Origin of the sequence: Streptomyces sp. NPDC056883 (genome assembly GCF_042788835.1) — a bacterium.
Classification (GTDB): Bacteria; Actinomycetota; Actinomycetes; order Streptomycetales; family Streptomycetaceae; genus Streptomyces; species Streptomyces stoeckheimensis.
The window spans coordinates 1-24231 of sequence record NZ_JBHUBS010000016.1 but is presented as its reverse complement, the minus strand read 5'-3'; the positions used below and the strand labels follow the sequence as shown (position 1 = coordinate 24231).

Annotated in this window: 32 protein-coding genes; 21 read left to right on the top strand and 11 right to left on the bottom strand. The window is 70.7% G+C overall.

Annotated features, from left to right (window positions below; translation table 11 throughout):
- The first annotated feature begins 32 nt into the window (after window positions 1–32).
- Both ACFRU2_RS31110 and ACFRU2_RS31105 read left to right on the top strand, forming a co-directional pair.
- A complete protein-coding gene (locus ACFRU2_RS31110; protein WP_382978397.1) occupies window positions 33–425 on the top strand; it encodes a Pycsar system effector family protein in 393 nt (130 codons plus the stop codon).
- Between the two features lie 64 nt (window positions 426–489).
- On the top strand, window positions 490–804 hold the full coding sequence (locus ACFRU2_RS31105; RefSeq protein WP_382978394.1) for a hypothetical protein: 315 nt from the start codon (window positions 490–492) through the stop codon (window positions 802–804).
- 57 nt (window positions 805–861) lie between these two features.
- On the opposite strand, the gene ACFRU2_RS31100 is transcribed toward ACFRU2_RS31105, so the two are convergent.
- Complete coding sequence (locus ACFRU2_RS31100) at window positions 862–1599, bottom strand: hypothetical protein (protein ID WP_382978392.1); 738 nt, start codon at window positions 1597–1599, stop codon at window positions 862–864.
- A gap of 83 nt (window positions 1600–1682) precedes the next feature.
- On the bottom strand, window positions 1683–2618 hold the full coding sequence (locus tag ACFRU2_RS31095; protein ID WP_382978390.1) for a hypothetical protein: 936 nt from the start codon (window positions 2616–2618) through the stop codon (window positions 1683–1685).
- A gap of 504 nt (window positions 2619–3122) precedes the next feature.
- On the opposite strand from ACFRU2_RS31095, the gene ACFRU2_RS31090 reads away from it, so the two are divergent.
- Entirely contained in the window at window positions 3123–3629 is a 507-nt protein-coding gene (locus ACFRU2_RS31090) for a hypothetical protein (protein WP_382978387.1), read from the top strand.
- A gap of 32 nt (window positions 3630–3661) precedes the next feature.
- On the opposite strand, the gene ACFRU2_RS31085 is transcribed toward ACFRU2_RS31090, so the two are convergent.
- The gene (locus tag ACFRU2_RS31085) at window positions 3662–4258 is read right to left on the bottom strand and encodes a hypothetical protein (RefSeq protein ID WP_382978384.1); all 597 of its coding nucleotides are present in this window, start codon (window positions 4256–4258) and stop codon (window positions 3662–3664) included.
- Between the two features lie 269 nt (window positions 4259–4527).
- On the opposite strand from ACFRU2_RS31085, the gene ACFRU2_RS31080 reads away from it, so the two are divergent.
- The 3 genes from ACFRU2_RS31080 to ACFRU2_RS31070 all read left to right on the top strand — a co-directional run bounded on the left by ACFRU2_RS31080 (window position 4528) and on the right by ACFRU2_RS31070 (window position 6021).
- On the top strand, window positions 4528–4794 hold the full coding sequence (locus ACFRU2_RS31080) for a hypothetical protein (protein WP_382978381.1): 267 nt from the start codon (window positions 4528–4530) through the stop codon (window positions 4792–4794).
- A 152-nt stretch (window positions 4795–4946) separates the two neighbouring features.
- Window positions 4947–5297: a hypothetical protein gene (locus tag ACFRU2_RS31075; protein WP_382978379.1), complete on the top strand. Its 351-nt coding sequence runs from the start codon at window positions 4947–4949 to the stop codon at window positions 5295–5297.
- The gene (locus ACFRU2_RS31070) at window positions 5290–6021 is read left to right on the top strand and encodes a GNAT family N-acetyltransferase (protein ID WP_382978376.1); all 732 of its coding nucleotides are present in this window, start codon (window positions 5290–5292) and stop codon (window positions 6019–6021) included. The genes ACFRU2_RS31075 and ACFRU2_RS31070 overlap by 8 nt, the downstream gene beginning before the upstream one ends.
- Before the next feature lie 182 nt (window positions 6022–6203).
- Here ACFRU2_RS31070 and ACFRU2_RS31065 read toward each other — a convergent pair whose 3' ends face one another.
- A complete protein-coding gene (locus ACFRU2_RS31065; RefSeq protein WP_382978374.1) occupies window positions 6204–6860 on the bottom strand; it encodes a hypothetical protein in 657 nt (218 codons plus the stop codon).
- 48 nt (window positions 6861–6908) lie between these two features.
- On the opposite strand from ACFRU2_RS31065, the gene ACFRU2_RS31060 reads away from it, so the two are divergent.
- The 8 genes from ACFRU2_RS31060 to ACFRU2_RS31025 all read left to right on the top strand — a co-directional run bounded on the left by ACFRU2_RS31060 (window position 6909) and on the right by ACFRU2_RS31025 (window position 11433).
- A complete protein-coding gene (locus ACFRU2_RS31060; RefSeq protein WP_382978371.1) occupies window positions 6909–7379 on the top strand; it encodes a hypothetical protein in 471 nt (156 codons plus the stop codon).
- 537 nt (window positions 7380–7916) lie between these two features.
- A complete protein-coding gene (locus ACFRU2_RS31055) occupies window positions 7917–8399 on the top strand; it encodes a hypothetical protein (protein WP_382978368.1) in 483 nt (160 codons plus the stop codon).
- Between the two features lie 134 nt (window positions 8400–8533).
- The gene (locus ACFRU2_RS31050) at window positions 8534–9073 is read left to right on the top strand and encodes a 2'-5' RNA ligase family protein (RefSeq protein WP_382978365.1); all 540 of its coding nucleotides are present in this window, start codon (window positions 8534–8536) and stop codon (window positions 9071–9073) included.
- Window positions 9070–9384 (top strand): hypothetical protein, encoded by a 315-nt coding sequence (locus ACFRU2_RS31045; protein WP_382978363.1) that lies wholly within the window; start codon window positions 9070–9072, stop codon window positions 9382–9384. The genes ACFRU2_RS31050 and ACFRU2_RS31045 overlap by 4 nt, the downstream gene beginning before the upstream one ends.
- Before the next feature lie 256 nt (window positions 9385–9640).
- Window positions 9641–10177, top strand: a complete 537-nt coding sequence (locus tag ACFRU2_RS31040; protein WP_382978361.1) for a hypothetical protein — start codon at window positions 9641–9643, stop codon at window positions 10175–10177.
- A gap of 37 nt (window positions 10178–10214) precedes the next feature.
- Window positions 10215–10424 carry a hypothetical protein gene (locus ACFRU2_RS31035; RefSeq protein WP_382978358.1) on the top strand — a complete coding sequence of 70 codons (210 nt, stop codon included), beginning with the start codon at window positions 10215–10217 and terminating at the stop codon, window positions 10422–10424.
- Between the two features lie 70 nt (window positions 10425–10494).
- Window positions 10495–10917 (top strand): hypothetical protein, encoded by a 423-nt coding sequence (locus tag ACFRU2_RS31030; RefSeq protein WP_382978356.1) that lies wholly within the window; start codon window positions 10495–10497, stop codon window positions 10915–10917.
- 66 nt (window positions 10918–10983) lie between these two features.
- Complete coding sequence (locus ACFRU2_RS31025; protein WP_382978354.1) at window positions 10984–11433, top strand: hypothetical protein; 450 nt, start codon at window positions 10984–10986, stop codon at window positions 11431–11433.
- A gap of 102 nt (window positions 11434–11535) precedes the next feature.
- Here ACFRU2_RS31025 and ACFRU2_RS31020 read toward each other — a convergent pair whose 3' ends face one another.
- Window positions 11536–12084: a hypothetical protein gene (locus ACFRU2_RS31020; RefSeq protein WP_382978351.1), complete on the bottom strand. Its 549-nt coding sequence runs from the start codon at window positions 12082–12084 to the stop codon at window positions 11536–11538.
- Between the two features lie 337 nt (window positions 12085–12421).
- On the opposite strand from ACFRU2_RS31020, the gene ACFRU2_RS31015 reads away from it, so the two are divergent.
- The 4 genes from ACFRU2_RS31015 (at window position 12422) to ACFRU2_RS31000 (ending at window position 15006) form a co-directional block, all read left to right on the top strand.
- On the top strand, window positions 12422–12931 hold the full coding sequence (locus tag ACFRU2_RS31015) for a hypothetical protein (RefSeq protein ID WP_382978348.1): 510 nt from the start codon (window positions 12422–12424) through the stop codon (window positions 12929–12931).
- A complete protein-coding gene (locus ACFRU2_RS31010) occupies window positions 12918–13682 on the top strand; it encodes a hypothetical protein (protein WP_382978346.1) in 765 nt (254 codons plus the stop codon). Before ACFRU2_RS31015 ends, ACFRU2_RS31010 begins: the two co-directional genes overlap by 14 nt.
- Window positions 13683–14044: 362 nt before the next feature.
- Window positions 14045–14254 carry a YozE family protein gene (locus ACFRU2_RS31005; RefSeq protein ID WP_382978343.1) on the top strand — a complete coding sequence of 70 codons (210 nt, stop codon included), beginning with the start codon at window positions 14045–14047 and terminating at the stop codon, window positions 14252–14254.
- Window positions 14255–14358: 104 nt separating this feature from the next.
- A complete protein-coding gene (locus tag ACFRU2_RS31000) occupies window positions 14359–15006 on the top strand; it encodes a hypothetical protein (protein ID WP_382978340.1) in 648 nt (215 codons plus the stop codon).
- Window positions 15007–16198: 1192 nt separating this feature from the next.
- Here the strand turns inward: ACFRU2_RS31000 and ACFRU2_RS30995 are convergent.
- Window positions 16199–16783 (bottom strand): hypothetical protein, encoded by a 585-nt coding sequence (locus ACFRU2_RS30995; protein ID WP_382978337.1) that lies wholly within the window; start codon window positions 16781–16783, stop codon window positions 16199–16201.
- 206 nt (window positions 16784–16989) lie between these two features.
- On the opposite strand from ACFRU2_RS30995, the gene ACFRU2_RS30990 reads away from it, so the two are divergent.
- On the top strand, window positions 16990–18126 hold the full coding sequence (locus ACFRU2_RS30990; RefSeq protein WP_382978335.1) for a tyrosine-type recombinase/integrase: 1137 nt from the start codon (window positions 16990–16992) through the stop codon (window positions 18124–18126).
- Between the two features lie 102 nt (window positions 18127–18228).
- Here the strand turns inward: ACFRU2_RS30990 and ACFRU2_RS30985 are convergent, their stop codons facing one another.
- Window positions 18229–19563 carry an NUDIX domain-containing protein gene (locus ACFRU2_RS30985; RefSeq protein ID WP_382978332.1) on the bottom strand — a complete coding sequence of 445 codons (1335 nt, stop codon included), beginning with the start codon at window positions 19561–19563 and terminating at the stop codon, window positions 18229–18231.
- A complete protein-coding gene (locus ACFRU2_RS30980) occupies window positions 19560–20006 on the bottom strand; it encodes an NUDIX domain-containing protein (protein ID WP_382978329.1) in 447 nt (148 codons plus the stop codon). The genes ACFRU2_RS30985 and ACFRU2_RS30980 overlap by 4 nt, the downstream gene beginning before the upstream one ends.
- Window positions 20007–20205: 199 nt before the next feature.
- Between ACFRU2_RS30980 and ACFRU2_RS30975 the strand changes: the two genes are divergently transcribed.
- A complete protein-coding gene (locus ACFRU2_RS30975) occupies window positions 20206–20841 on the top strand; it encodes a hypothetical protein (RefSeq protein ID WP_382978326.1) in 636 nt (211 codons plus the stop codon).
- Window positions 20842–20966: 125 nt separating this feature from the next.
- Window positions 20967–22235 (top strand): MFS transporter, encoded by a 1269-nt coding sequence (locus tag ACFRU2_RS30970; RefSeq protein WP_382978323.1) that lies wholly within the window; start codon window positions 20967–20969, stop codon window positions 22233–22235.
- Window positions 22236–22247: 12 nt separating this feature from the next.
- Here the strand turns inward: ACFRU2_RS30970 and ACFRU2_RS30965 are convergent, their stop codons facing one another.
- Genes ACFRU2_RS30965 through ACFRU2_RS30955 form a run of 3 tightly spaced genes read right to left on the bottom strand, consistent with a single transcriptional unit; the run spans window position 22248 to window position 24162 of the window.
- A complete protein-coding gene (locus ACFRU2_RS30965) occupies window positions 22248–22808 on the bottom strand; it encodes a hypothetical protein (RefSeq protein WP_382978320.1) in 561 nt (186 codons plus the stop codon).
- Window positions 22805–23410, bottom strand: coding sequence for a TIGR02466 family protein (locus ACFRU2_RS30960; RefSeq protein WP_382978317.1), 606 nt, complete (start codon window positions 23408–23410; stop codon window positions 22805–22807). Before ACFRU2_RS30960 ends, ACFRU2_RS30965 begins: the two co-directional genes overlap by 4 nt.
- Window positions 23407–24162 (bottom strand): class I SAM-dependent methyltransferase, encoded by a 756-nt coding sequence (locus ACFRU2_RS30955; protein WP_382978314.1) that lies wholly within the window; start codon window positions 24160–24162, stop codon window positions 23407–23409. Before ACFRU2_RS30955 ends, ACFRU2_RS30960 begins: the two co-directional genes overlap by 4 nt.
- Window positions 24163–24231 lie beyond the last annotated feature (69 nt).

Here is a 24231-nt window from a genome sequence, read left to right as displayed (position 1 = left end):
GGCACCGCGCACACCCTGGTCCTCGCGGAGATTTGGGCCGCGCCGACACGAAGGCGGGCACGCTCCTGGCCGCGCTGGCCGTCCCCGTCTCCGTGGTGACCGCCGTCGTGACCGGCCGCAGCCTCGGCCCGGCCACCGCCGTCCTGCTGCTCCTGGGCCTGGCCGCGCTGGCGGCCGCGAGCGGAACGGTCCTGTGGGTGGTCTTCCCGCAGATCACCGGGCCGGGGCGCGGATCCTGGCTCCACTGGGCCGCCTGCACCCCCGAGGAGCTGCTCGCCGACCTAGCCCCGGAGCGGCGGGCCGAGGCGGTGGTGGCCATGACGAAGCGCGTCAAGGCGAAGTACCGCACGGTGCGCATCGCGGTGATGCTGACGGCCGCCGGGTTCGCGCTGCTCTTGGCGGCGGCCGTCCCCGCCCTGTGGTGAAGCGGCGTGTCGGCTCCCCGCGTTCCGGTATGCAGGGGGCCCGCACCAACGCGAAGGAGCCCTGATGTACGTCGACGTGAAGGTCCTCGACCAGGAAGTCGTCCGCCTGGCCTGCCTGATGGCCACCCGTGGGATGGAGGACCTGACCCTGCCGGCGCAGGGGTCGCCGGAGGAGCGTGGCGCGGCGCTGGAGGAGGAGTTCTCCCAGGAGCTGGGGAAGTCGTACGGGAGGATCGCCGATGCCGGGTCGGACGAGGAGTGCATCCTGCCGTCCCTGCTGATGGGGATGGCAGGCAAGGTCTCGGCCCTGGCGACCGAGCTGTCCATGCGTGGCGACCGGGATGCGGCGGAGGTGATCCGGTCGATCGGCGTTCGGTAGAGGGGGTGTCGGGGGGACACTGCAGCCGGCTCGGTGTCCCCCGACACAGGCCGCGGGTCAGCCGGTGCGGCGCGGGCTGGGGTAGCAGGGCACGGTGTACACGGTGCCGGGCTGCAGCGTCCAGGGGCCGGTGGTGGAGGGTCGGTGGTATTCCAGTCCGGGGATCTCGTACCCGGCCAGGATCAGCGCGGCCGAGGCGCGGGAGGGGGCGAAGGGGTGCTCGTCCTCGCCGAGGTGGGAGGTCTTCCCGGCGATCTCCAGGGTCCAGCGGCCGTCGACGGGCCGGACGGTCGCGGTGTGGGTGGCGAAGGAGGCCACGGTGTGCGCGGGCGTGCTCCAGCGCCCGTCCGTGTGCTCGGTCCAGGGGCCGTCGTCCAGGCGGAAGACGGCGCCGACGTTCGAGGTGTAGTAGCCGAGCTGGCGCAGGTGCTCGGTGAAGTCGCGCTGGGAGAACTCCTCGTCGTCCAGCGCCTGGTGGGCGGGGGCGCCTTCGGGGGCGTTCTGGACGGTGAGGCTCCAGCGGCCGTCGGCGTCCCGGGCGGCGTACGCCACCGGTGCTGCTTCGCAGGGTGCCTCGGTGCTGCCGTCGGCGGGCGTCCAGTCGCCGGTGATCTTGTAGCCGAGGAGGGCGGCGCGGTCGCTCCAGTGGTAGGGGAAGAGGGCGTCGCCGGCTTCTTCGGCGTGGGGCCCGGGTTGGGGGTCGGTGACGCGGACGGTGCGGTCGGGTTCGAGGATGTCCAGGTGCCAGCGGCCGTCCTTGTCGGTGACGCGGGCGGTGAAGGCGGTCGTGCTCATGTGGCGGTGCTCCTTCGGTCGGGCTGGGTGTCCTTGGACTCGGCGGCCGGCGCGGTGTCCTGCGACGTACGCCGCGGCGGCCACTACTTGGCGGTCGTGCGCTGATCCTCGTGGTTCTTGGTGGCGGGCTGGGTGGCGGCGATGAAGTCGGCCGAAAGACGGTTGGCCCAGGGGGCGAGTTCCTCGTGGGAGGCGACCGCCTTGGCGACGATCCGGTTGACGGCGTCGGAGCGGGAGAGCCCGGCGCCGCGTGCCCGGTTCCCGGAGGCGGTGAACAGGGGGCCGGTGGTGGCGGTGGTGCCGCGGGCGGGGCTTACGGCGCGGGTGCCTGCGGTGTAGGTGTCGATGAGGCGGGCGGCGTCGCGGCTGATGGTGACGGAGATGGTCACGGTGTCGGAGGCGTTGGCGGGGTTGACCTTCCAGGTGGTGCGGAAGCCTTCGTTGGTTCCGCCGTCGGCTTCCATGGAGCGGATCATGGAGGGGCGCAGCTTCTGGTGGCCGAGGTACTGGTTCATCAGGAGGTAGAGAATCGCCCGGTCGCGGTCGGCGTCCGGACCGTTCAGGCGGTCGGCGGCCTGGAGGATCCAGCGGGGGCCGTCGCCGCGCAGGCCGGTTCGGGTGGGTTCGGTGGGTACGGGGGCGCCGATGAGGGCGGCGCGGGAGAGTTCGATGCCGTCGGTGACGCCCTGTTCCAGGAGGTGGGCGTAGAACGACTTGAGCGCGGAGGCGACGACGGCCTTGGTGGCGAGGGGGACGGGGGCGCCGGTGAGCGGGTCGGTGAGCGACTTGATCCAGTGCTTGGCGGCGAGGTGCGTGAGGCTGTCGCCGTCGCGGTCGCGCGCCCGGTCGTACGGGTCGATCGACTGCTCGGCGCAGTGGTCGAGCCAGGCGCCCGTGTACGCGCGGTAGTGCCGGCGGGCCTCCTCGGAGAAGCCCGCTGAGCGAAGCCGGGCGGGTCCGTTGGGGTCGGTCCAGGCGGTGAGGCGGGCGCGGGCATCGGCGATGGTGTCGTTCGGCATGGTCCGTCACCCTATACCTCTATGTGTGGTAACGGACGTGCACCACCCACTCATACCTGTCGTTGGCCGATCACCGTGACCACGTGCACGACGACGGGGCGGGCCTCGCGCACTACAGGTGAGTGGGTGGTGGCCAGGTCCGTTACCACACATAGAGATTGGGGGTGGAACACCCCGGTCCCGAGGATCGAGAGAAGGAGAACAGAGCCCTCCGCGTGCACGCAGCGCCGTCACCGCGGACACTCCCACGAACTGAGCAGCCGAGCGGCACAGGGGGCCTCCCCGGAGGCGGACACGGAAGTTGTCCGGCCCACACGGCGCCGGACAACGCGAAGCGGGACACCGTGAGGGCGGGTACCCGGCATCCTGCGCGAGCTCGGGCCAAGATCGCAGGCCCCGCGCTCCGCACCCTAGACCGAACCACCCCACCGGCCCAAAACCCCGCCGAGACAAGTTGACCGATCACCCCCGCGCGGTACGGGCCGCGCCCGGTACCGTCCCGCCATGGAAACCCCCGACCACTTCGCCTTCGCGTCCGCCACCTTCACCGCCGACGACGGCCCCCACCGGTTCCTGCCCTTCACCGGCCACGGCATCGTCTACTTCCTCCCCGAAGACAAGCAGGAGAAGTTCGTCCTCCTGCTCCCCCACGACTCTCCCGTCACCCGCGAGCTGACCGGCCCCTCCCGCTGGGACGCCAACCTCTACGCCCCCGGCGGCCCCACCCGGCGCGGCGACCTCGAAGTCTGGCTCCACCGCATGGCCTGGCAGCACGCCACCACCACCCCCGGCCAATTCACCACCCTGCACGGGTACGGCGCCGGACGCTCCCTCCACAGCCTCTTCACCCTCCCCATGCCCTTCGCCGAAGCCCCCGCCCCCCACTGGGCCACCGGCCTCTCGTACGCCCCCGAACACACGGCCGCCGACCCGCGGCCCGCGTCCTACGACACCAGCGCCGGCGGAGCGTCGCAGGACACCCTGCGGGGACCGAAGGTGCGACCCAGGTAGACGAAGACCGTCAGGTGCTCGTGGCCGTACGGTCAACGCGCCACCCCACCGTCGCGCACGATGTGCGCCAAGGTCCTCGACGGCATCGTCGTCCCGATCTCCAGCGGCACAGTGAAGGGCCGCAGCGTGACCGGCATCTCAACCGACGTCGTACAGGGCCCGGACCGGCACAGAGCGGGCCCCTGCAAGAAGCCCTCCCCGCTGGACCGGGTGGACTCCACCTCCCGCACGAGGGTGAGCGTGCCGTCGGCGTCGGCCTTGTTCTGCTTCTGGTCGACCCAGATCTCGAAGGCGTCGACGTCGGCGCCCGCCCTGGCCGCCAGGAGCGCTGCGTTCTCCACCCGGGCCGCATCCGGGAGGGGTGTGGCGCCGACGTCGATCCGGAACCGCACGAGGGATCCGGCTCCGGCCATCACATGGATGTCAAGGAAGCAGGCCATCTGCTCAAACGGCCATTCGCCGGGGTGCGGGATGCGGTGGATCTGGCCGACGTCCTCCAGCCCCCTGCGGGAGAAGCGCCGCCCGGCGCGGATGTCCGTCCGGGCCTCGGAGAGCGCCTTGGCCGCCTCGGGGTCTTCCAGGTACTTGTCGAGGACGCCCTGGGCGGCCTGCTGGTGAAAGGTGTTCATGCCGGGGAACGTAACGACGGGCTCCGACACAGGCGGGACTCCTCCCGGCCCGAGGGCAGGCCCCGGGCTCCGATGCGGTCGCTACAGACCCGACCGGTCAAGGTGCATTCATGGGCATTCCGGGTGACCTCCGTCGAGACTGACTGGATGCAGCCCAAAATCGACTGGATCCCGTCCACAGGACGGCCACCAGATCGGGTGAACCCCAGTCAACCTCGGTGCGCATACGGGAGAATGGCCCTCAGCGCCACCCGCGAGACTTGGACCCCATGGACGCCACGCCCCACTTCGCCATGACCGCCGAGCAGCACCGCCACCTCGCCGAGCTGACGGTTCAGGCCCGCCAGGCCATCGCCGACGCCCCCGCGTACGAGCACTGGCAGCTGCACCCGGAACTCGAGGGCGCCTCCGCGCTGGCGGACTGGGAGCGCGCCGTGTTCCGCAACCGCCTCCAGGACCTGCTGCTGGCCGTGGAGACGACGCTAGGGCTTCCGCCGCAGAATCTTCCGCGCGCCCCGTTTGCGCCGCGCGCGTGACGGCGGGCGAACCGGATGATCACCGGCCTCACAGGCAACTCGCCCCGACCCCCCGCCGCCAGACGGTAGGTTCGGTCGTCGGAGGACACCGGCGGCGGCGCCGGCGAAGTATCGCAGGACACACGCTGCGGGCGGAAGGCGGGGAACGGACAGTGGAGAATCAGGTGCAGGGTCTCGCGGACTTCGCCACGCTCGTCGGGCTCATGTCCCGGCCACCCGCGGACGAACACGCAGCATCCGACACGGCCGCGTTCGTGAACAGCCTCACCCACGAACAGGCGGTGGCCATGGCCGTCGGCGGAACGGACGTCCTCGCCGGGCTCTTCCACGCCTTCGCCCTCCACGCCCGTGAGCACGACATGACCGGCGGCGCCCTCCTGATCCAGGCCATGGAGGCATCGGCCGCCCCCGCCGACCCGGTCCTCACCGACGAGGTCCGCGAGGACCTCACCGCACTCGCCCGGTCCCTCGCGCTGCGCACGGCGGTGATCGGCCATGGATGACCGCTACCGGATCCGGGACCTGGCCCCCGGTGACGTCGACGCCGCTCAGGCGCTCCTGCAGCTCGCCGCCGAGAAGCAGACCAAGGCCACCCGGGAGGCGACCCGGATGCTCCTGGAGATGACGGCGGCCGGGGACAGCCCCGTGAACAAGCGCGGCTTCACGCTGGTCGCAGAGGACACCTCCACCGGGCGGATCGTCGGCGCGGCAACCGTCGGGCCCACCGGCTTGTGGTCCCACCCCGTCCTCGGCTGCCTGCCCAAAGTCGGCCGCGCCCAGTGGCTGGAGCGCATCGGGGAGCTCTACGAGGTCGCCGTCCACCCCGACCACCGCCGCCGGGGCATCGGCTACGGACTCATCGAGGCGGTGGCCGCGCACCAGATCGCCGCCAACTGGCGGCTGCTGCTGTGGTACTTCCACGCCGATTCGCCCGACGCCGCCTTCCACCCCCAGGACGCCATGTGGCCGGTCGGGCAGGAATTCCGGCTAACCGAGCCCTCGGGCCGGGTCGCGATGCCGGTGCGAGAGATGAACGGGGACCTTCGGCTGTGCATCAGCCTGCTGCACCCGGCTACGAAGGTGCTCCTCGACCCGGCTTCCGGGCAGAAGGCTGTGGCGGGCATCTTCAGCGGTTCGCCGTGGGAGGTCCGCAACGGGGCAGCCGTCGTCGTGCCGAAGATCCCGCAGTCCCGCAGGCCCAAGCGGAAGAAGGCCAAGCGCCGGTGAACGTGTCCTCCGACACCCCCCGCGGTGACTGCGTGCCTGCGGGTGTCGGACTCGGACTCCTTGGCCGACCATCCAGACCGCTGGCTCGATCGGCCCTGGCCTTGTTCCCCGCGTGTGCAGGGGCTCCACCAGGTGATGGTGAGCACCTCGGCCGGCGAGGTGTTCACCATCACCTGCTGCGGCTACCGGTCGGGGCCGAACCGGGCGTTCCTGTCCGCCTCGTCTTTCCGGAGTGTGGCGGCGGTCTTCGCGAACCCGTCAGCGGTCTCCCTCAAGATCTCCCTCATGTTCTCCAGCTCGCGGGCGCACTGCTCCAGTTCCTTGGCCCGCTCGTCATACCCGGCGTGGTCAAAGGGATCCTCCACGGGGTTCGCCCCGTACTCCAGGAGCCGGGCCAGCACAGAGGCAATGCCGTACGACGAGAAGACCGTGCGCAGTGGCAGGCCCTCGGGGGCGTCGCCCCGCCTGATGGCCGCGACGCGGGAGACGAGCAGGCGCTCCAGGCGCTGGGCGAGGTGGTGCAGCGCGCGCAGCTGGTCGCGGCCGTCGGCGGCGGGCGGTCGGTGGCCTTCGTAGAAGATGTCCCCTGTCAGGATCAGGTCCTGGTCCTGGGACCCGCTGCTCACGGCGGCGCGCTCGGCGAGGGCGATCTGCTGCTCGACGGCCCCGGCCAGGGCGTGGGCCATGGTCAGCCGGTAGTCGTCCGGGCCCTTGTTGATGATCTCCGCGAAGGTGAGCTCCTCACGGTTGGAGACGCGGTTGATGGCGCCGATGGCCAGCAGAGCCGCGTGCAGATCGGTGGTGTCCGCGAGGGAGGCCTCGAGGTCGTTGTCAGTCATACCGATCACACTGGCACAGGCCGATGTTGAGCGGGTTAGGGTCACCGGATGGATGAACGGGAGACCCGGCAGCTGTTCTTGATGCAAGTCGTGCCGCTGTTGCTGCAGCGGGCCGACGACGGGTCAGCGATCCCGTATCTGGTGGTGTTCCCCGACAACGACTCCGAGGAGCGGCGTGCGGCTGCGATCGGCTTCGTCGCGATGACGTGGATGATGCCGATGACGGAGGTCGCGTCCGGGGAGGGTTCACCGTGGCGGGTGTGGGTGCGGCACGAGACAGCATCCTGGTGGGGCGGGTTCGGGTTCGACGGATGGGCGCTCGGCGACGAGCTGCCGATGACCGGGCCGTGGGCGCAGGCTCTGCTGGTGCAGCAGTTCGCCGCCGTGGTGTTCATGCCGGGGCTGCGTCCGGGCGACGACAACGCGAAGCTGCTGGAGACCCTGAAGACGGGTCAGGGGGCCTTCTGGGCGTCGGCGCTCATCGAGGACGCGCCCGACCTCGGAGTCCGGCCGAGGTGAGCCCGAAAAGTGGGGCCCGCCTGGACGTCCCGCCCGCCCGGTGGGAGTCTTCGGGGACCGACCTCCTGGTTCAAGATCGGGCGGGCATCGCGCACGTCGACGGCGGCCTCGGAATGGCCCTCGACCTCGACCGTTCCAGCGGACCCTGATCGACTCCGTCGGCCACAGCCTCGCCCCCGGCCTCGTCCACCAGGGCGAACCCCGGGGGCAGTATCGGTAGGAGGCAAAAGCCGCCGTCAGTGGATCTTGAGGCGGTAAACCTGCTGGTCAGTGCGCCGCCAAGGTAACGACAAAAGGGGCAACCGGTGGATCACCGACCGCATTCGCCCTGGTCAACCACCCTTCTACCCACCACCGGTTCAGACCCGGAGCCGGCTACCGCAACTCCCGCGGAGGTGTCCGAGGACGCAGCGGCCGGCTGAGGTGTCGTGGGACACGGGCAGGGCGTGGCGGCGATCTACGGAATCCTCGTCCGCCCCGACGCCCGGCATGGCATGGTCGTATCAACTGGCGTGCGAACGATCATGGGGGGACGGGATGGCGACCGTGGTTGAGCAGCTCCGCAAGTGGCAGGCGGAGGGCGGACCGGATCTGTGGGTACGGGCGTGGGAGAGGACCGTGCGGGTGGTCGAGGGGCCTCTGGGCGGGTACGACCTCATGCTCGACGGGGTCGTGATCGCGGAGGGCGCCGCCGGGCTGAACACCGCCCTGTACCTACTGGCCGCCGAGCGCGGCGTCGCCCCGGAGGCCGTGACGGGCGAGCAGGTCGAGGAACTCTACGCCGTCGGCGCGACGACGGAGGAACGGCGGGTGGCGTGGGAGAACCGGCTCACCGCCCTCGGTCACCAACTCACCGACGCCGGCGACCCCGTCGTGCGGCTGTGGCGCGAGATCGCTGAGGACCACCGCACCCCGGAGGGCTCGTACGACGACACGTTCGACTTCTCCATGACCCGCTGGGGTCCCGGGTACACCGTCGGGATGCACAAGCTCCGCAAGCAGTTCTCCATCACCATCTGACCTTCCGGACGGGGGTGTGGGACGCTCCCGCGACGGGCAACTCCATGAACAAGTTGGGGCGCTGAGTGGAATCGTTTTTCGACCGGGTCTCGCGGGTCTGGCCTGCGGGCCGCCGTGACCTGCACTGGCACATCTTGCCTACATCCGAGGAGGCCCTCGCCCTCGCAGCGCCGTACACCGGATTCTTCCGGCCGGGACTGCCGGGCGTGCCGCTGCACCGCATGCACTGCACCCTCCTCCACACTGTCGGCCTGCCCTTTGAGGGCATCGACCTGGACGCCCTCCTCGATGACGTCGAAGTCTGGGCGCGGGAGGTACAGCCCTTCACCCTCACCTTCGACCGGCCCGCGATCGGGAACGTCGCGGTCGAGCTCAGCGGATGGCCCGGAGGCCCGTTCACCGGGATCGTGGAGGCCGTCACGCAGTCCATGGTGCGCACCGGGGCGGAGTTCACGTCGGCGCCGAGTCGGTATCCCCACATGTCCCTGGCCTACACCTCGGAGGGCTCCGACAGCATCGAGAGCGGGAGCCTCAAGGCCGCGCTCGCGGCCCTCGACGGCCCGCTCTCCGGTACCGTCCTCGCGGACCGCCTGCACCTCGTTGAGCAGTGGCACGACGGCACGCAGATCCTGTGGGAGCCGATCGCCGAAGTCCCTCTGGGAGCGGCGGCGTGACCGGCTTTCCCGGGTTCCGCCCGATGACCGGCGACGCGGTCGAGATCAGGGCCGAAGGCACGGTCATGAAGATGGCCGGGCCGATCGGGTGCCAGGGCCTCAAGCCCGCCGAAGGCGAGCAGCTCGCGGTGAGGCTGACCCTGCCCGACGCCGACCCGCAGCAGCGCCGCACGCTGTCGTGGTGCAAGACCTTCTCGTTCACCCTCTTCGTCGGCGGCGCCGTCCTCTACGCCTCTCCTCCCCGGCTGAAGGTGCGGGAGATCCAGCGGGACGGTGACGGGGCGCTGACCATCACCGGCTCCCCAGGCTGAACGCTGTGCCCGCCGACATGCGCCGGCGAAGTGTTCTGAGGCCAGTGCCCGGGCGCTGTCGGCGGCGCCCGGTACCGTCGAGGGCATGACGACCCAGGACACTGAGGCCGTCGAGCCTCCCCTGCCCCGCTCCGCCGCCACCGTATCCCTGATGGCGGCCTGGAAACCGCTGGGGCCGCCCGTTCCTCCTCTCGGACGTCCACGGCCGCTACCCGGCCGAAGGCGTCCAGTGGCCCGGCGCGCGCGTGGCGGTGATATGGCGGGAGGACCGGCCGCCGGTCACCTCGTACCGGTCGATGGTCCAGATGATGCGGCACAACCCGCACCTGCGGCCCGTCTGGCGCCCCGGCCCGGCCAAGAGGAAGACGACGAGGCGGCGGCCGACCTGCGCAAGCTGATGCCGGTGGTCGGACGGGTCCGCCGGATCAGCGTCGGCTCCGACGTCTCAGTGACCTCCAGCCACAGCGTGGTCTGCGACATCGCGGTCTCAAGGTTCTCCCGGGTCGTCGTCGAGATGGGACGTACGGAGATGACGACACCGGGCAGCGCGGACGGCATCGCGGAGTACATCTCGATCCACAGGCACGGCGGTGCGACCCAGTTCGTCTGGGAAGAGGACGGCACGGACGGCATCAGCGCGGCGGCGCTGGTAGAGGAGTCTGCCCGAGACCTGTGCTCGCTGCTGACCGGACAGGGCCTGCCCTACCCAGCATCGGCACCCCGATTCCGCGGGATGCCCGCCAGCGGAATTGAGGAAGGCCGGCTGCTGCCTACGGGATGTACGGGCTACTAAGGGCGGGCCGGGGTGCCGCTGTCGTAGGCTGCCGTCCATGGACGATGCGAGCGACCACGCTGTTGGAGGCCAAGAAATCATCGACGGCACGTACGGCGATCGGCCCATGCCCGGCCGGCGCCATCGAAAGCCCCAGATGCGACAGGACTGGCTCATGGCCCCGCCCCCGGTGGGCCGGGCCGACACCGCGATGACTTCGTACTTCACCGTAGAGGACATGACAGGCGAGGTCCGGTCCCCGCGGTGACCGCTCGGACCTTCGGGTGGAACGCGGCGCCCGCGGCTTTGTCCGGGAACACCCCCGGTAGGCTGCGGGGATGGAGCAGATACCGACGTTCTCGCAAATCAAGGCCGAGCCAGTGGTCGTCGGCCACAGCGACGGCCTCGGGCCCTGCCTGATCCTCACCCACGACGGCCATCGGGACAACGCTTTCCCCCACGCCACCGGCATGGTCCCCATGGCCGACCCCACGCCCCGGGAAACCCGCTGGGAGTGCTGGATCGACGACGACGGCCACGCGAACCTGCGCTATGGCGGCGAGGACGTGGTGACCGGCATCCACTTCGAGCGCACTTGGCTTCGCCGCTTCGCCGAACGCGCTCTCTGCCACGTCCTGTACCTCCCCGCTGTCGGCCCCGGAGCCGGTATCGACCGCGCCGTCGAGCAGAGCCTGGCGATCGCGACGCAGGCGGGCTGGTGGGCTCCTGCTCCCCTCATCCCCGCGCCTCTTCCCCGCTGAGCAGCCGACTCCTGCCTCCGGAATGACCGATCAGGTACTAGTCACGGCACCTGGTTGACCGGAAGGATGAACGGACGACTCGTACGCCTACGGAACGGGGCGCACGAACAGGCGGGGGCCGGACCGGTGGTGTGGTGGGTGGAGCAGCGTCACCAGGACAGCCACGACCCGAGGTCAACATCCCTGTACGCCGTGCACCGCTTCCGCGACCTCGACGGAGCCAAGCGCCGCTTCCACGGGTCGCCAGCGCAGGTGGAGCAGGCGGTGGCCAGCGCAGTGGTCTACCCGATCGACGGCCGCGAGCACCAGGTGCGGGCCCGGCCGATCCCGCCCTCCACCTCAATCCGTTCGGCCACCGCCCCCTTCCGCCTGTTGATACACGAGAACGGGCGGGCGGAGGAGCACCGGTTCGAGAGCGGGCCGACGGGTGAGGAGTTGACCGCGGTCATCGCCGAGCTCACGGCGCGCGCCGCCGGGGCCTTTACCGGGGTGTCCTGGCACACCCCGGCCGGCTGAATGTCGGCAGGTGTCGAGAGGGTCAGCCGAGATACGGCCGAAAGGGATAGCAGGACGCCGGCGGTGTGATCGCCGGGGTCCTCGTGTCTGCGGTCCGGCAGGTCACGCGGCCGGAGCCGCGGGCGGGAGTTCGGCGTCGAGCCAGGTGATGAAGGCGAGCGCGGAGCCGCCGAAGTGTTCGCGGACCCGGCTCTGGATGGCGCGGAGTTCATGGCCGGGGACGAAGTCGTGGGTGGTGGTCTCGCCGCAGCCGCACGCGCAGTCGCGGGTGCGGAAGGGGGTTTCTTCGGGCAGATCGCCGTACCTGATGCTGTTGCGGGAGTCGTTGGCGAGCGGGTCGGGCTGGTTGATGTACGTGTCGTACAGAGGGTGGCCCGGTCCAAGGAGATCCGTCTCCAGGGCCTTCTTCAGACCCCGGTCGGTCAGGTGCTCGGTGACGGCGGTGATCTCGCCGACGGCGCGCACGAGTCCCTGGCCGACGATGAGGACGAACCGCTCCCGGCTGATGATCCTCATGTCGAGCCGCCACACCCCACGTCCGGCTTCCATGGCCTCCTCCTCGGTCATGCGCGGGAAGTATCCGATCGCCGTCCGTTGGAGCACGTCGGTGGTGGTCTGTTCGTAGTCGCCGAGCCTGATGCGTACCGCCATGGCCCCCTCACCAACTTTCTTGTCCGCTGCACCATCCGATGGGCTTAACTTTGGGTGGCCACCCATGCTAAGTAAAACCCTGTCTGGGGAGGGGCGCAATTCGATGTTTGGCGTCGAGTGCCTGAAGGCCCGTCGGCCGGGTGAGGAGCAGCACCTCGCCGGCATCCGTGCTCAAGGTCACCTGCCCCGGGTACTGGGGACCGTACGGACGTGACCGAGATGTAGGGGTGTCGTGGAGTACAACGGCCTTCCTCCATCCGTGCGCCGATACCGGGCCTGCGCGTCCCGTGGTCGTGGAAGACTTGCCGTACTTCAAGTTCCCGGCGAAGGGCGCAAAATGACGGACGGACCCTCCGTGTACGACCTGTTGGCCGGCACCAGCGAGGAGAAGAACCTTGCCGAAGACCTCGCTGGGGTCGTTGACTTCCTCAGCCGTTTCCTCGGTGCTGCTGAGGACGGGAACTGGTACTACGCCAACCAGACGGCCGACCAGCTGCGTGACAGCGTCGAGAAGTTCCAGCGGCGCCTGACGGAAATCGTTCGCGATGGCCGTGGCGACATCGAGCGCGACGAGGACGGCCGGGTCGTCCGCCGCTTCGCCGCTCCCGACGCCGACGGGAAGCGGGTCCACCAGGCCGCCACCGCGTTCGTGCAGTCGTACGCGGCCGGGCGGGCCCTGTTCCCGATCGACGGCCTGGACGACGAGCAGGTCAAGGCCCAGCTCCTCGCAGACCTGAAGCGGAACGCTGACCTGCGTGCCGCGCTGAACGCCGGTGACGCCGCAGAGCTCTCCCGCCTCACCGGCCGCGAAGTCACCATCGTGCAGGGCCCCGATGGCGGTCGCTAACCGCTCGGGCCGCCTCCGGCGGCTGGCCGGCACGCTCACGGGCCAGTTCGGTCTGCCCTGGGGGCCTACCGCGATCGAGGCCCGGTATGACGAGGGCCGCCGCGAGTGGAGCTTCGTGTGGCCGGACGGCCCCACCGTGGCGCAGGTGCGGCGCGCCGCCACGTCGACCGAACCCGAGGCGGCCGAAGGCTTGCTGTACGAGCGGACGCTGTCGAAGGAGACCTACGCCCTCGGGGTCCTGCGCCTCACGGTGGCCGCCGCCCCGGCCGACAAGGACTTCCAGAGCCCCGGAATTCACCCCTTCGACGTCGAGAAGTTCTTCGAGAAGACGAAGAGCCCCAAGGCCCACGGGCGCGAGTCGGCGATCGTGGCCAACATCGTCGCGCAGTCCAAGTCCTCTGGCGGCCCGGGATGGGGCGGGGAATCTCAGGTGATCTGCGACTACGTCGCGAAGAAGGGGATCGCCGCGTTCCTCACTGACGTCGAACTGACCCCGATCGAGGCCCTGACCGCGCACTACGCCCGCGGTGAGGCCGAGCGGGCGTGGCGCCGGCGAATGGTCCCCCTGACCCCGCTGGAGGCGTTCAGCACCGCGCAGGCGGATGAGCAGCCACCCGCGGCCGCCGTGGAGGCCGCGCTCACACTCCTGCCCGAGCTGCACGCGGCGCTCGACACCGCGGCGGACCGGCTTCGTGCCCGTGCGGCCCACCACGCGGTGAAGCAGGCCGGAATCAGCCGCCCTCCGGTGTAGCCCTTACGCCCGGGTTCCACCTGCATGATCTCGATGTCCGTCGCCCCTCCACTTCCAGATCCAGCACTCGGTGCCCGGCGCTCGGAAAGTCGTAGCTCACCCCTGAAACCATGGCCTTGCCGACGCCGCCCCGCGATCGGCCCGAAGTGGGAGGTACGCCTGGACGAGGAGACTAAGCGCCGGGTCACCGAGTTCGCCGCCGGACGTCCCCGGGCGGACGTGCTGCGCGAGCTGATCGCTGCCGGGCTGGACGCCTTGGCCCCTGCCTGACCAACAGCGTGCCGCAGTCTGCGGCTTTCGGGTTCCGCGGCGCCAGCCACCGGTAGCGTGTGGAGCAGGTGCAGGCGTGAGGGGAGAGCGAGTTGAGCAGGTTCGGGCAGTGGCTGGCCTCCTTCTCGGGGGAGGAATCGGCGATCGGGAATCTCGCGCGGGACGCCGCAGCGGATCCCCTCTGGCCGGACGAGCCTGACGAGATCGCCGTCTTCCGGGAACACCTGGAGGAACTCGGTGCCATGGAGGCCGTCCTGGAGACGTTGCAGCGGCCCTGGGAGCAGTACGAGGTGTGGAGCTGAAGCGCCGGCGTGCGAAGGCGGGGAAGGCGCGCCGCCGGTTGAGTCCGCCGCGGCCGCCGGGTCCGCGCTGCCCGCGGTGCCCCTCGACGTACGTGCGGGTGTGGGTGCCCGGCCCCCAGGTCGAGGTCTTGGTGGACGTGGCCCGGCCGGGGGCCGGGGTACTGGAGGCCCAGGTCCACGCCGACGACCTTCCGCACGCCGGGGAGCAGTTGATGGCGATGTGCGCGCTGTGCGAGGCGGATCTGGGGTACCGGCCGCGTCAGCACGGCCGGCCCGCCTACGCCGCGGCGGTGACGGCGATCGAGGAGGGGCCCTGGCCGCGGGCGCGGGACTGGCAGGTCGCCGATCTGGACACGGACTTCTTCGCGACCGCGCTGCAGCGGCGGATCGACGCGTACGACGAGGAGCTGACGGGCGAGCCGGGGTACGGCTACGCGCGCTCCCGGGAGTACGACCCGCCGGGCCGGGGCGCTCCCGAACGTGGTCAAGACGTTGACCACGAGCCGTCAGGCCTGGTGGCGGATGCGGGTGGTCAACGCGTTGACCACCCTCCGAGCGTGGAGGAGGCGGTCCAGGCGGTGTTGGCCGCGCGCGCGGCGCAGGCGGCGGCGTTGGAGGTGCTGGGGGTGGCGCTGCGGGCGGAGTACGTGCCGGGCGGCGGGCGGGACCTGTCGCGGCGGGCGGCGCCCGCGATGTCGCGCCCGCTGGTGCTGCGAGCGCTCGCCGGAGTTCTTGAGGAGCAAGCCGAATAAGTTCTCTTCCGGGCATTCCCAATATCACCCCGCAGCGGCTTCGGGCCGCCTTCGGCTAATTCCATGATTTCTCCCTCCCTAGTGCCTCGAAGCGGATATGGTCGTCTCGCTAGACCCTCTGCCGCGTGGCGCGTTGGGTGGTGCCCCTGGACAGGCAACTCGGGAATTCAGACACCCGAGTGCCGCCACCAGGGGTACGCATCCGGTGTGCTCCGAAGAGGAGGAAGGGCATCCATGGATGCCGAGCACGAGGCGAGCGGTCGTCGACGGCGGGATCGGTGGAAGCGGGTACGGACCCGTAGCCACCGGGCAGTTCGCGCCGCGACTCCGTACGTGGAGCTGCTTGCCGCCGTCACGGCGCTGGTCGTGACGCTCCGGTAGCCGGCCGGGCCTGTCTTCACCAGGCCCGGCGGCCGTCCGGGGGGTGAGGTCCGTCGCGGTTGGCCGCGGCGGACCTTCGCCGTTACGAGCGTCGTAACGCGGGCTCATAAGCTGTGACACATAAGAGTGTACAGGGGCGACAATCCCAGGCGCGTACGCTTGTCAAATCTCGGTGGATTCTTATGTGGTGAATCCATTTCAATGCTTCCCGTGGATATTTGGTTCGTGACGTATGTTCGCGGCGTATGTTCGCGGCGTATGTTCGCGGCGTATGTTCGCGGCGTATGTTCGCGGCGTATGTTCGTGACGTTCCTGGAATATGTAATCGGTGCTTTGTGGGGGCCGGTTTGGTCCACTGCGTCTCCGGTAGGCGTTCTGCGGGTCGTACAGCGCCTCGCCGCGCGCGTATCGCCTGCTCGGAGGGGGGTCACCTACTAACGGTAGTAGGTGATACGTCGGCTCCCCCGGCACTGCCGGCGCCGCGGCCGCGCGGGCGACCACCCCACAACGTTGCGGGGTGGTCGCCCGCCGGGCCGCCCGGGACGGCGATTCTGGCAGCGACTGTCAGAATATCGACCCGCAGAACGGCGCCGTGCGCGGCCGAACGCGGAGCCGCCAGCGTGATGGGATCTCCGTCGCGCGAGAGGCTGTCAGCGGGCCGCGTGCGGCTTCGGCGGCTTCCGGAACCCCGCCGAGGCCGTCGCGCTCCCCCGTCGGCGGCCCGCTACACCCCCGTCCAGCTTTGTGTCGCTTACTAAGGGTGCGCTCGCCGGCGAGGTGCTGAGCAGCACCCCGCCGGGGCTCGCCGGGGTCAGGCCGCCGCGCGGCGGCGCGGCGGCAGGGTGTCCAGGAGCGCCCACACCCGGCGGCCCTCGTCCGAGGCCTCGGTGCCGCAGGACGTGGTGCCCTCGACGGCGGCGAGCTCGGCCAGCAGGTCGCCCTCGGGGTCGGCGGCCGTGTGGGAGAGGACGACCACGAGGACCATGCCGTCCTGGTCGGCCAGGTGGACGCTGATCCGCTTGCCCTCGTCGGCGACGGTCGCGCCCACCAGCAACCGTACGGCGGTGTCCACCGTGATGTCCTCGGGCCGGGCGTAGCCCCAGCCGCGCACCGTGGCGGTGACCTTGTCCACGGCCTTCTTCGCGGCCCAACGGTCCCCGGTCAGCGCCCAGTTCGCGACGCGGCGGTTGCGGACTTCCATGCGGTTGGACGCGGCCAGTGGCCGGGACTCCCCCAGGCCGGGCGGGATGAGGGACTTCGTCGGCGGCTTGCTCGGGTTGTCCGGTACGGGGGTGGACGGCGGGGTCGGCCGGTCCGGGTACACCGGGCGCGGCTGGGGGGACGGTGTCCTGGGCGGGTAGTCCGGCCGGTGCTTCGACTCCGTCGACTCGCTCACCGGGTCCTCCTCGCGCCTTGGCCGATCTTCACTTCCCATCCTGGCACTGTTCGCCGCGTCGCGGGAGGCCTTCGGGCCAATCCGGCCCCTTGCCGGAGGACGACTCTGAGGATTCCTCATAATCTTTGTTATGTGGATCGTCAGAACGACTCCTGCGGGGGAGTCCGGCGGGCGCGAAGATCGGTCAAGCGCTACGCTGCCCGATCATGGGTGAAGGCGAACTGGAGATCATCACACAAGGCGGCGCGCAGCTCGCCGTCCCAAGCGGACCGCGAGCGGAGGAGTCTTACCTCGCTGCCCGGGCGCGCCTCGGGATCGTACGGCCGCGCGATCCGCGCAACCGGCGGCTCGGGGAACCGCGCTACCGCATGGATCTGCTGGCGGAGCTGTGCGACGAGGAGACCACCGTCGCGGTCATGCACTGGCTGACGAACACCCGGATCGGCTCCGACCAGTCCGCCCGGGACTACGCGGACGACCTGCGGCACTGGGCGGCCGTGGTCCGCGAGGAGCTGGGCCTGTTCCCGATGTCCTTCCGCGACATCTCCCCCGAGCTGGTGCGGGTGTGGCGGCTCGCGGAGGAGTCGAGGGTGCGCGCCGACGGTACCCGGCGGATCTCGGACCGTACGATCCTGCGCCGCCTGTCCACGGTGTCCTCGCTGTACGACTACACCCGGTGGAGGACCGGCGAGCGCCAACTCATTTCCCCCGTCACGAAGTTCGACCGGCCGCAGATCGACCCGGCCGACGAGTCGACCGCCACTCCGATCCTGGAGAAGGACGAGCTGACCGAGTTCATCGGCGCCGCCCGCACCGCACGGGAGGCCTTCGTCCCCACGGTGATCTACACCTTCGCCGGACGCGTCACCGAGTGCTGCGCCACCCGTCTGGAGAGGATCGAGAACCGCGCGGGCCGCCGCCACCTCGACGTGCTCCGCAAGCGGGCCAAGGGCCGCCTGTGGGGTGTACCAGACGGACTGGAGCAGCTGGCCGACGTCGTCCTCGACGGCCGGGTCTCCGGCGCGCTCCTGCTGGACGACAACGACCGGGAGATGGACCGACACGCGGTCAACGACCTCCTCGCCCGGCTCGGGCAGCGGGCCGGGGTCCTGGGCGGCCGGGACGTCACCGCGCACGTCCTGCGCGCCTCCTGCTTGACCCACAAGCACGACGAGGAGGTGCCGCTGGAGGAGATCCAGGAGTTCGCCGACCACATCCACATCGAAACCACCCGCCGCTACATCCGGCGCCGGATGAGCCAGGTCGCCCGGCTCGCGCACGCCGACAAAGCCATGTCCACAGTCCTCCCGGCCGTCGCCCGCTGGCTGCCGGCGGCAGCCTGAACCACGCCCGCGGCAGGTAAGGATAAGCCCGAACTTACGAAGTGCTACTTGACGGGTGGCGTCACGAATACGAGCAGCCCTCTCTCCAAGGGGTTCATTCGCTCACGGCCAGCAGCTTTCCAGGAACTGGCGCAGCTGGATGCTGGTGGGCGGGAGTTCGTCGAGGTGGGAGACCCACTGGTGGCGGTCGTGCTCACTCAGGACGACGGGGGCAGGCTTGTCGACGGAGACCACCCAGTTGAACTGGCGGGTCATCGTCCCCCGGGTGTTGGGGTAGTCGAAGTGGCCGCCGTAGTGCTCGACGCGGGTGATGGCGAGCCCGGTCTCCTCCAGCGTCTCGCGCAGCAGACCGTCCACGATCGGTTCACCATCTGTGATGCGTCCTCCTGGGATTTCCCAGGTCCCTCCGAGGAAGTCCTCCGGGTTCCGGCGTACGACGAGCACGTGACCGTCGTGGATGATCATCGCGGAGGCCACGAACTCGGCGATCTGCTCGGTACGGGCCTGGGTCTCGAGGTCGTCGCCGAGCGCGCGGGCAGTGACGTAGCGGACGAGGTCACTCATCGGCAGGGCGCCGGGGTGGCGGGGGTCGACCCAGCCCAGGGCGACGCCTTCGGTCAGGGTCAGGGTGTCCGGGTTTCCGTCCCAGCGACCCTCGAACACGTAGCTGAGGTGTCCGTTGCTTGCCGTGTGCGTGAAGGCGTGCGCGAGCGGCAGGTCTAGGCCGATCTCCTCTTTCACCTCGCGGGCGATCGTCGCGTACGGGCCCTGGTCCTCGGCCTCCGGCTTGCCGCCGTTCGGGCTCCACGTGGAAGGCCAGCAGATCCCTGGGCCGTCGCCCCGAAGGTGCATGAGCAGGTGCCCGTCCACGTTGCGGATCAGGGCCAGGGTCCCGTACCCGTAGGGCGCCGGGCGCGGGGTGACCAGTTCCAGCACCCGCATCGTGTCGGCGAGCATCGACGGGTGCATGGGCAGGTCCGCGAACCTCCTCGGTTCGATCCACGCCAGGTCGGTGCCCTCCCCCAAGGTGAGTTCGGAGATTTCGCCGTCCCACCAGCCGTGGAAGACGTGCACGGGGTAGCCGTCCGAGAGGACCGAGAACATGGGCCGCAACGCCACGCCCGTCAGGGCGACCTCCTCGCGGAGCTCGCGGACGGCGGTGGCGTGCGGGTCGGCGTCCTCCGGCTCGGCTCCCCCGCCCATCGGAGCCCACGTCCCTGGAGCCCACAGGCCCACCCGGTCGTCCCTCAGATGCATCAGGACCCTCCCGGAGGCATCGCTGATCACCACGACGGTGCCGTACGGGTCCTCGTCCGCCGGCCGGTCCTCGCGCGGACGCCCGAGCAGTTCCCCGACCCGGGCTCGCAGCACTGGGTCCCCCAGCTCGGAGGGGCCGCGCCAGCGCGCCCCGGATACTTCCTCGAGCTGCAGCGTCACCGGTGTCTCGCCGCGCACCCGGAAGACGAACCGGACATCGAAGTGCCGATGCCTGGGCTCGCCCTTTCCGGCCGCGCCTCCAGTTCATGGACGTCGATGTGGATGGGCGCCTCAATGCCGCCGAACGGCTCCAGCGCGACGAGGGAGGTCTCCTCCGCGACCTCCCGCAGCACCGCCTCCATCAGCGTCCGGTCAGAGGGCTCGCAGTGACCGCCCGGCTGGATCCACACGTTCGACGCGACGTGATGGATCAGCAGGACCTGGTCGTGGTCGTTGACGATGACGGCCGACGTCGTGACGTGCCCGTCGAACGTCTCCCGGGCGGCCATGTCGCGGCCGGCGTCAAGGCCATCCAGGAGCGGCTGCAGCGCCGCCCGTTCATCGGGGTGGGCGCACAGGTAGACCGAGACCACTGCCTGGATGTGCGCTGGGGGGATCGGCACTTTCTCTCCTCAAGATGAGCCCTGCCGTCTGACCTCTCACAGGCGTTCTCGACCAGGCGACGGGGACGAAGGGTCGAACCTAGCCGCGCCGAGAAGGCCACCGGATGAGAACACGGCAACGCCACCCGCACGGGCGAGCCAAACCATGATGGGAATTCGTCCTTGCGGAAGCGGATACGAGCGCGGATACGGTGACGGCATGCGGATGGATCGCGATTTCGAAGCGTGCACGTTCGTGGCCGTCGGCCTTGAGCTAGTGCGGGAGTTCGGCACGGTCAGGGTGGCCGGTGTCGCCGCTCTGGCAGTCAAGGGGGTGGCCTGGACACCCCAGTGGCGCGTGCATGCCCGCGTGGCCGGTGCCGGGGAGGTTGCGGGGCCCGCGCCGGACGGAGGGGTTGTCTGGACGGACTCCGTGGGGAAGGCCCTCGCGGAGGTCGAGCGGCGGCTGACGGTGACGCCCCACGTGGTGGTGGCGCGGTTGGGCGCGGTGGAGGCCGCGACGTTCTGGGAGCATCGGGCTTTCTGTCCGCGTTTGGCGTCCTTGATGGTGTGGGATGCCTTGCGCCTGGCGCAGATCGCGTGCCCGTCGGTGGCAGAAGTGTCGGAGAAGACGCTGGCCGCGGCGCTTGGTGTCGGGCTTCCGGGGGCGGGGTCTGTCCTGACGCATCGGGTGTGGGCCACGTCGGAGATCTGCCATCGTGCGGTCGTCCAGGGGGTGGTCGCCGGCCGGTGGTCGGCTCTGCGCCAAGTAGAGGATCTTGTGGGCAGGCGCCCGCGGCCGGTGGAGGAGCACCTGCTGCCCACTGGCCCGGTCCAGGAGAGCCTCTTCGAGTAGCTGCTGCTCCTGTACGGAGCAGGGCTGCGGCGGGAGATCCCGCGAGGGCCCACCGGTACTGCTCGTTTGGCTGAATTCCCTGCATTGTGTGGGGAGTCGGCCCTGGGCGTCGATAGGGTCCGCGGGTGCTCTCCGGTCTCAATTTCACACTCCTGTCCCAGCCGCGCTTCCGGCTTCTGGCCTCCGCCCGGTTCGTCTCCGTGCTCGGCAGCGCCTTCGGGCCGATCGCCGTCTCCTTCGGGGTCCTGGCGCTGCCTGGTGCGACGCCCTGGGACCTCTCGCTCGTACTGGCATGCCAGGCGGTGCCGCAGCTGGTCTTCGTGCTGTGGGGCGGGGTACTCGGCGACCGGGTGCGGTCCCGTTTCCGGCTCGTGGCCGTGACGGAGACCGCGGCGGCCGTGTGCTGGGCAGGTCTGGCCGTGCTGTTCGCCTCCGGGGGACCTATCTGGCTGATCGCCGTCCTCGCAGCGTTGGGCGGAGTGACCCGCGCGCTGTTCTCCCCGGCACTCGAGGGCGTGGTCCTCGACGTGGTGGAGGACAAGGGCGACCGGCAGCAGGCGAACGCCTTGCTGAAGGTGTCGACCAACACCGCGCGCCTGCTCGGCATGACGCTCGCCGGGGTCGTGGTGAGCCTCCTCGGCCCTGCTCTCGCTCTCGCCCTGGACGCGGTGTCCTTCGCGGCCTGCGCCGTCTTGTTCACGGCTCTGGGCCGGCGGACGCCAGACCGGCCCGTGCGCTACAAGTCCTCGGCACTGCGGGATCTTCGTGACGGGTGGCGGGAGTTCGTCGCCCACGAGTGGCTGTGGGTGACCACCGGCCAGCTGGCCTTCGTGTTGGCGGTGGTCAACGCGGTGGCCGGGCTGCTGGGGCCGATGCTGGCGCAGGAGTACCTGGGCGGGGCCTGGGCCTGGGCGCTGGTGATGGTCGCGCAGATCGCCGGGCAGATCGCCGGCGCGGGATGGGCGGCACGGCTGCGCCCCGCCCGCCCGATGCTGGTGGCGACCTTGTGTACGGCGGGCGCGGCGCTGCCCGCGCTGCTGCTCGCAGTGCGCGCACCACTGCCGGTCATCCTGGCGGGAGCGCTGGCGTACGGGGTGATGTGGGACGTGACGATGGTGCTGTGGCGCACGTGCCTGCAGCGGGAGGTCCCGAAGGAGGCCATCTCCCGGGTCTCCTCGATCGACCTGCTGGGCTGTTTGGCGTTGGCCCCGGCCGGCCTGGCGGTGGCCGGGCCGCTCGCCGCGGTGTTCGGCCCGGGGCCGATCGCGCTCGGCAGCGTCGGGCTGGTGGTGGTCGCGGTGGGCGTGGCCCTGTTCTCGCGGGACATCCGTACGCTCCCCGGTGACCCGCAGCTGGCCAAGGAGATGGCCCCGGCGGCCGCGTCCTCCGCGTGAGGAACTGCCCGGTCAGGTGCGGGCGGTGAGGACGACCACCGTGTGCCCCTCGGCGACGGGGAGTACGGAGTGGGCGAGCCAGCCGGGGGCGACGACGGTGAGTCCGGTCTGGGCGCGCAGGGTCAGGGCGCGTCCCCAGGGAAGGCCGGGCACGGTGGCGGAGTCGCAGCCGGCCCGCGGGTCGTGCAGGCACAGTGCTGCGGAGCTTTCGTGCGGTGCGTCGCCGGCGGTGGCCAGGTAGCACCAGGCGGTCCAGTCTCCGTGGCCGTAGGCGAGCGGGACGCGGTGGCCCGGCGCCCAGATCTCCACACCCAGTCGTACCGCGGTCGTGGCGGCGCCGGGGCGGATGGTCTGGGCGAGAGCGGTCAGGACTGTGAGGGCCTTGTCCGTATCGAGGACGTCGCCGGGGTCGAGGGCCCGGCGGTCAGTGGGCGGCTTGATCATCTGGCTGTGCAGGAGGTCGTGGTCGACGGCTGGGTGCACGGTGCCGAGCCAGACGGGGGTGGTCCACCGGTCCTCCGTCACCGCGTCGGTGGCCGGGAGGCGGTGCGGGTGCGGGGAGAGGGTGGTCACCGGACCTCCATGGTGACGTTGAAGGCGATGCACAGCCGGGCGGTGTCGCTGTGGTGGGGGGCGACGCCGTGCCGGAGCCAGGACGGGAAGGCGATCAGCAGGCCCGGGTGCGGCGTGACCTCGTGGATGCCGCCGGGCCCTGCCGGTTCGGTGGCCCAGCGGGCGGGCCGGGGGTCGGCGAGTTCGAGGGCGCCGGTGGGTTCGGGGGCAGTGCGCAGGTAGTAGACGCCGGAGACGGCGCTGTCGTGGTGGGCGTGGACTTCGTGGAAGCCGCCGGTGCGGTAGTGGACGGCCCAGGCCGAGGCCCTGAGCGGGGTCTGCGGGCCGGCGCCGGTGAGGGCGAGCGCAGCCTCGCGGATCCACGCGTTCAGGGAGGTGATGGCGGGAAGCTGCCAGGTCAGGATGTCGGGAGCCGACTTGCGCGCGGCGGCGACGCCCAGGGAGCGTGAGGTGTCGGCGTGCTCGCGGGTGAGGATCTCTTCGGCCAGGGCGTCGGTGTCCGGGCCGGTGGGGGTGGTGCGCTGGTAGATCCGGGTGGGCCACAGGTCCTGGCGGGCGCCGCGGACCGTCCAGTCGCCGGCAGCGGGCGCCGTGAGGGTCACGGGGCGGCTCCGGTGGGGGTGTAGACGGAGATGTGCTGGGTGGAGGCCGAGGTCAGCGGTGTGCGGCGCCAGTCGGCGTACCGGTCGGCGAGCGTGAGGCCGGCGGCCGTGGCCAGGAGGTCGAGTTCGGAGAGGTGGACGTAGCGCATGGCGACCGGCAGGAGCCGCATGCCGGTCTGGTCGAAGCGCAGTTCCTGGAAGTGGATGGTCTGGGCGATGGGGTCGTGGGTGATCGCGGACAGGCTCAGGTGGGTGTCGCTCTGGTCGCGGATGGCGAGCTGCTGGCGGCCGGCGAGGAGCCCGGGGGCGCGCGGGACGGTCGCCTCGATGACGAAGCGGCCGCCGGGCGCGAGCGCGTCGGCTATCTGCTGGAGGCAGGCGGCCTGGCGGGGCTGGGTCATCAGGAAGTAGAAGCTGGAGAAGGCGACGTAGATCAGCTCGTAGCGTTCGCCGCCGGTGTCGAGGTCGGCCATGTCCCCGACACGGGTCGTGACGGGCCGGTCGCCGCGGTGGCGGTGGAGCTCGTCGAGCATGTTCGGGGAGACGTCGAGGCCCATGACGGGGGTGCCGAGGTCCGCGAGCGGGAGGGCGATGCGGCCGGTGCCGACCGCGAGTTCCAGCGCCCGGCCTCCGGTCCCGGCCAGCGATGCGAGGAACTCGGCGGCCGGAGCGGGGTCGCGTTCGTGGTGCTCGGCGTTGTAGTGGGGCGCCCACTGGTCCCACAGCTGCTGCTGGCGTCCGGACTCGTCCACGTGCCTCTCCTTCGGACGGTTTCGACTGGAGCGCGGGTAGCGCCCGGGCCGTCGGGACGGTGCCGGCCC

Bases quoted from the DNA above. Each gene is read 5' to 3' on its own strand.
- ACFRU2_RS31105 (WP_382978394.1), top strand. From the start codon at position 490: ATGTACGTCGACGTGAAGGTCCTCGACCAGGAAGTCGTCCGCCTGGCC.
- ACFRU2_RS31100 (WP_382978392.1), bottom strand. From the start codon at position 1,599: ATGAGCACGACCGCCTTCACCGCCCGCGTCACCGACAAGGACGGCCGC.
- ACFRU2_RS31095 (WP_382978390.1), bottom strand. From the start codon at position 2,618: ATGCCGAACGACACCATCGCCGATGCCCGCGCCCGCCTCACCGCCTGG.
- ACFRU2_RS31090 (WP_382978387.1), top strand. From the start codon at position 3,123: ATGGAAACCCCCGACCACTTCGCCTTCGCGTCCGCCACCTTCACCGCC.
- ACFRU2_RS31085 (WP_382978384.1), bottom strand. From the start codon at position 4,258: ATGAACACCTTTCACCAGCAGGCCGCCCAGGGCGTCCTCGACAAGTAC.
- ACFRU2_RS31080 (WP_382978381.1), top strand. From the start codon at position 4,528: ATGGACGCCACGCCCCACTTCGCCATGACCGCCGAGCAGCACCGCCAC.
- ACFRU2_RS31070 (WP_382978376.1), top strand. From the start codon at position 5,290: ATGGATGACCGCTACCGGATCCGGGACCTGGCCCCCGGTGACGTCGAC.
- ACFRU2_RS31065 (WP_382978374.1), bottom strand. From the start codon at position 6,860: ATGACTGACAACGACCTCGAGGCCTCCCTCGCGGACACCACCGATCTG.
- ACFRU2_RS31060 (WP_382978371.1), top strand. From the start codon at position 6,909: ATGGATGAACGGGAGACCCGGCAGCTGTTCTTGATGCAAGTCGTGCCG.
- ACFRU2_RS31055 (WP_382978368.1), top strand. From the start codon at position 7,917: ATGGCGACCGTGGTTGAGCAGCTCCGCAAGTGGCAGGCGGAGGGCGGA.
- ACFRU2_RS31040 (WP_382978361.1), top strand. From the start codon at position 9,641: ATGGCGGGAGGACCGGCCGCCGGTCACCTCGTACCGGTCGATGGTCCA.
- ACFRU2_RS31035 (WP_382978358.1), top strand. From the start codon at position 10,215: ATGGACGATGCGAGCGACCACGCTGTTGGAGGCCAAGAAATCATCGAC.
- ACFRU2_RS31030 (WP_382978356.1), top strand. From the start codon at position 10,495: ATGGAGCAGATACCGACGTTCTCGCAAATCAAGGCCGAGCCAGTGGTC.
- ACFRU2_RS31025 (WP_382978354.1), top strand. From the start codon at position 10,984: ATGAACGGACGACTCGTACGCCTACGGAACGGGGCGCACGAACAGGCG.
- ACFRU2_RS31020 (WP_382978351.1), bottom strand. From the start codon at position 12,084: ATGGCGGTACGCATCAGGCTCGGCGACTACGAACAGACCACCACCGAC.
- ACFRU2_RS31015 (WP_382978348.1), top strand. From the start codon at position 12,422: ATGACGGACGGACCCTCCGTGTACGACCTGTTGGCCGGCACCAGCGAG.
- ACFRU2_RS31010 (WP_382978346.1), top strand. From the start codon at position 12,918: ATGGCGGTCGCTAACCGCTCGGGCCGCCTCCGGCGGCTGGCCGGCACG.
- ACFRU2_RS30990 (WP_382978335.1), top strand. From the start codon at position 16,990: ATGGGTGAAGGCGAACTGGAGATCATCACACAAGGCGGCGCGCAGCTC.
- ACFRU2_RS30975 (WP_382978326.1), top strand. From the start codon at position 20,206: ATGCGGATGGATCGCGATTTCGAAGCGTGCACGTTCGTGGCCGTCGGC.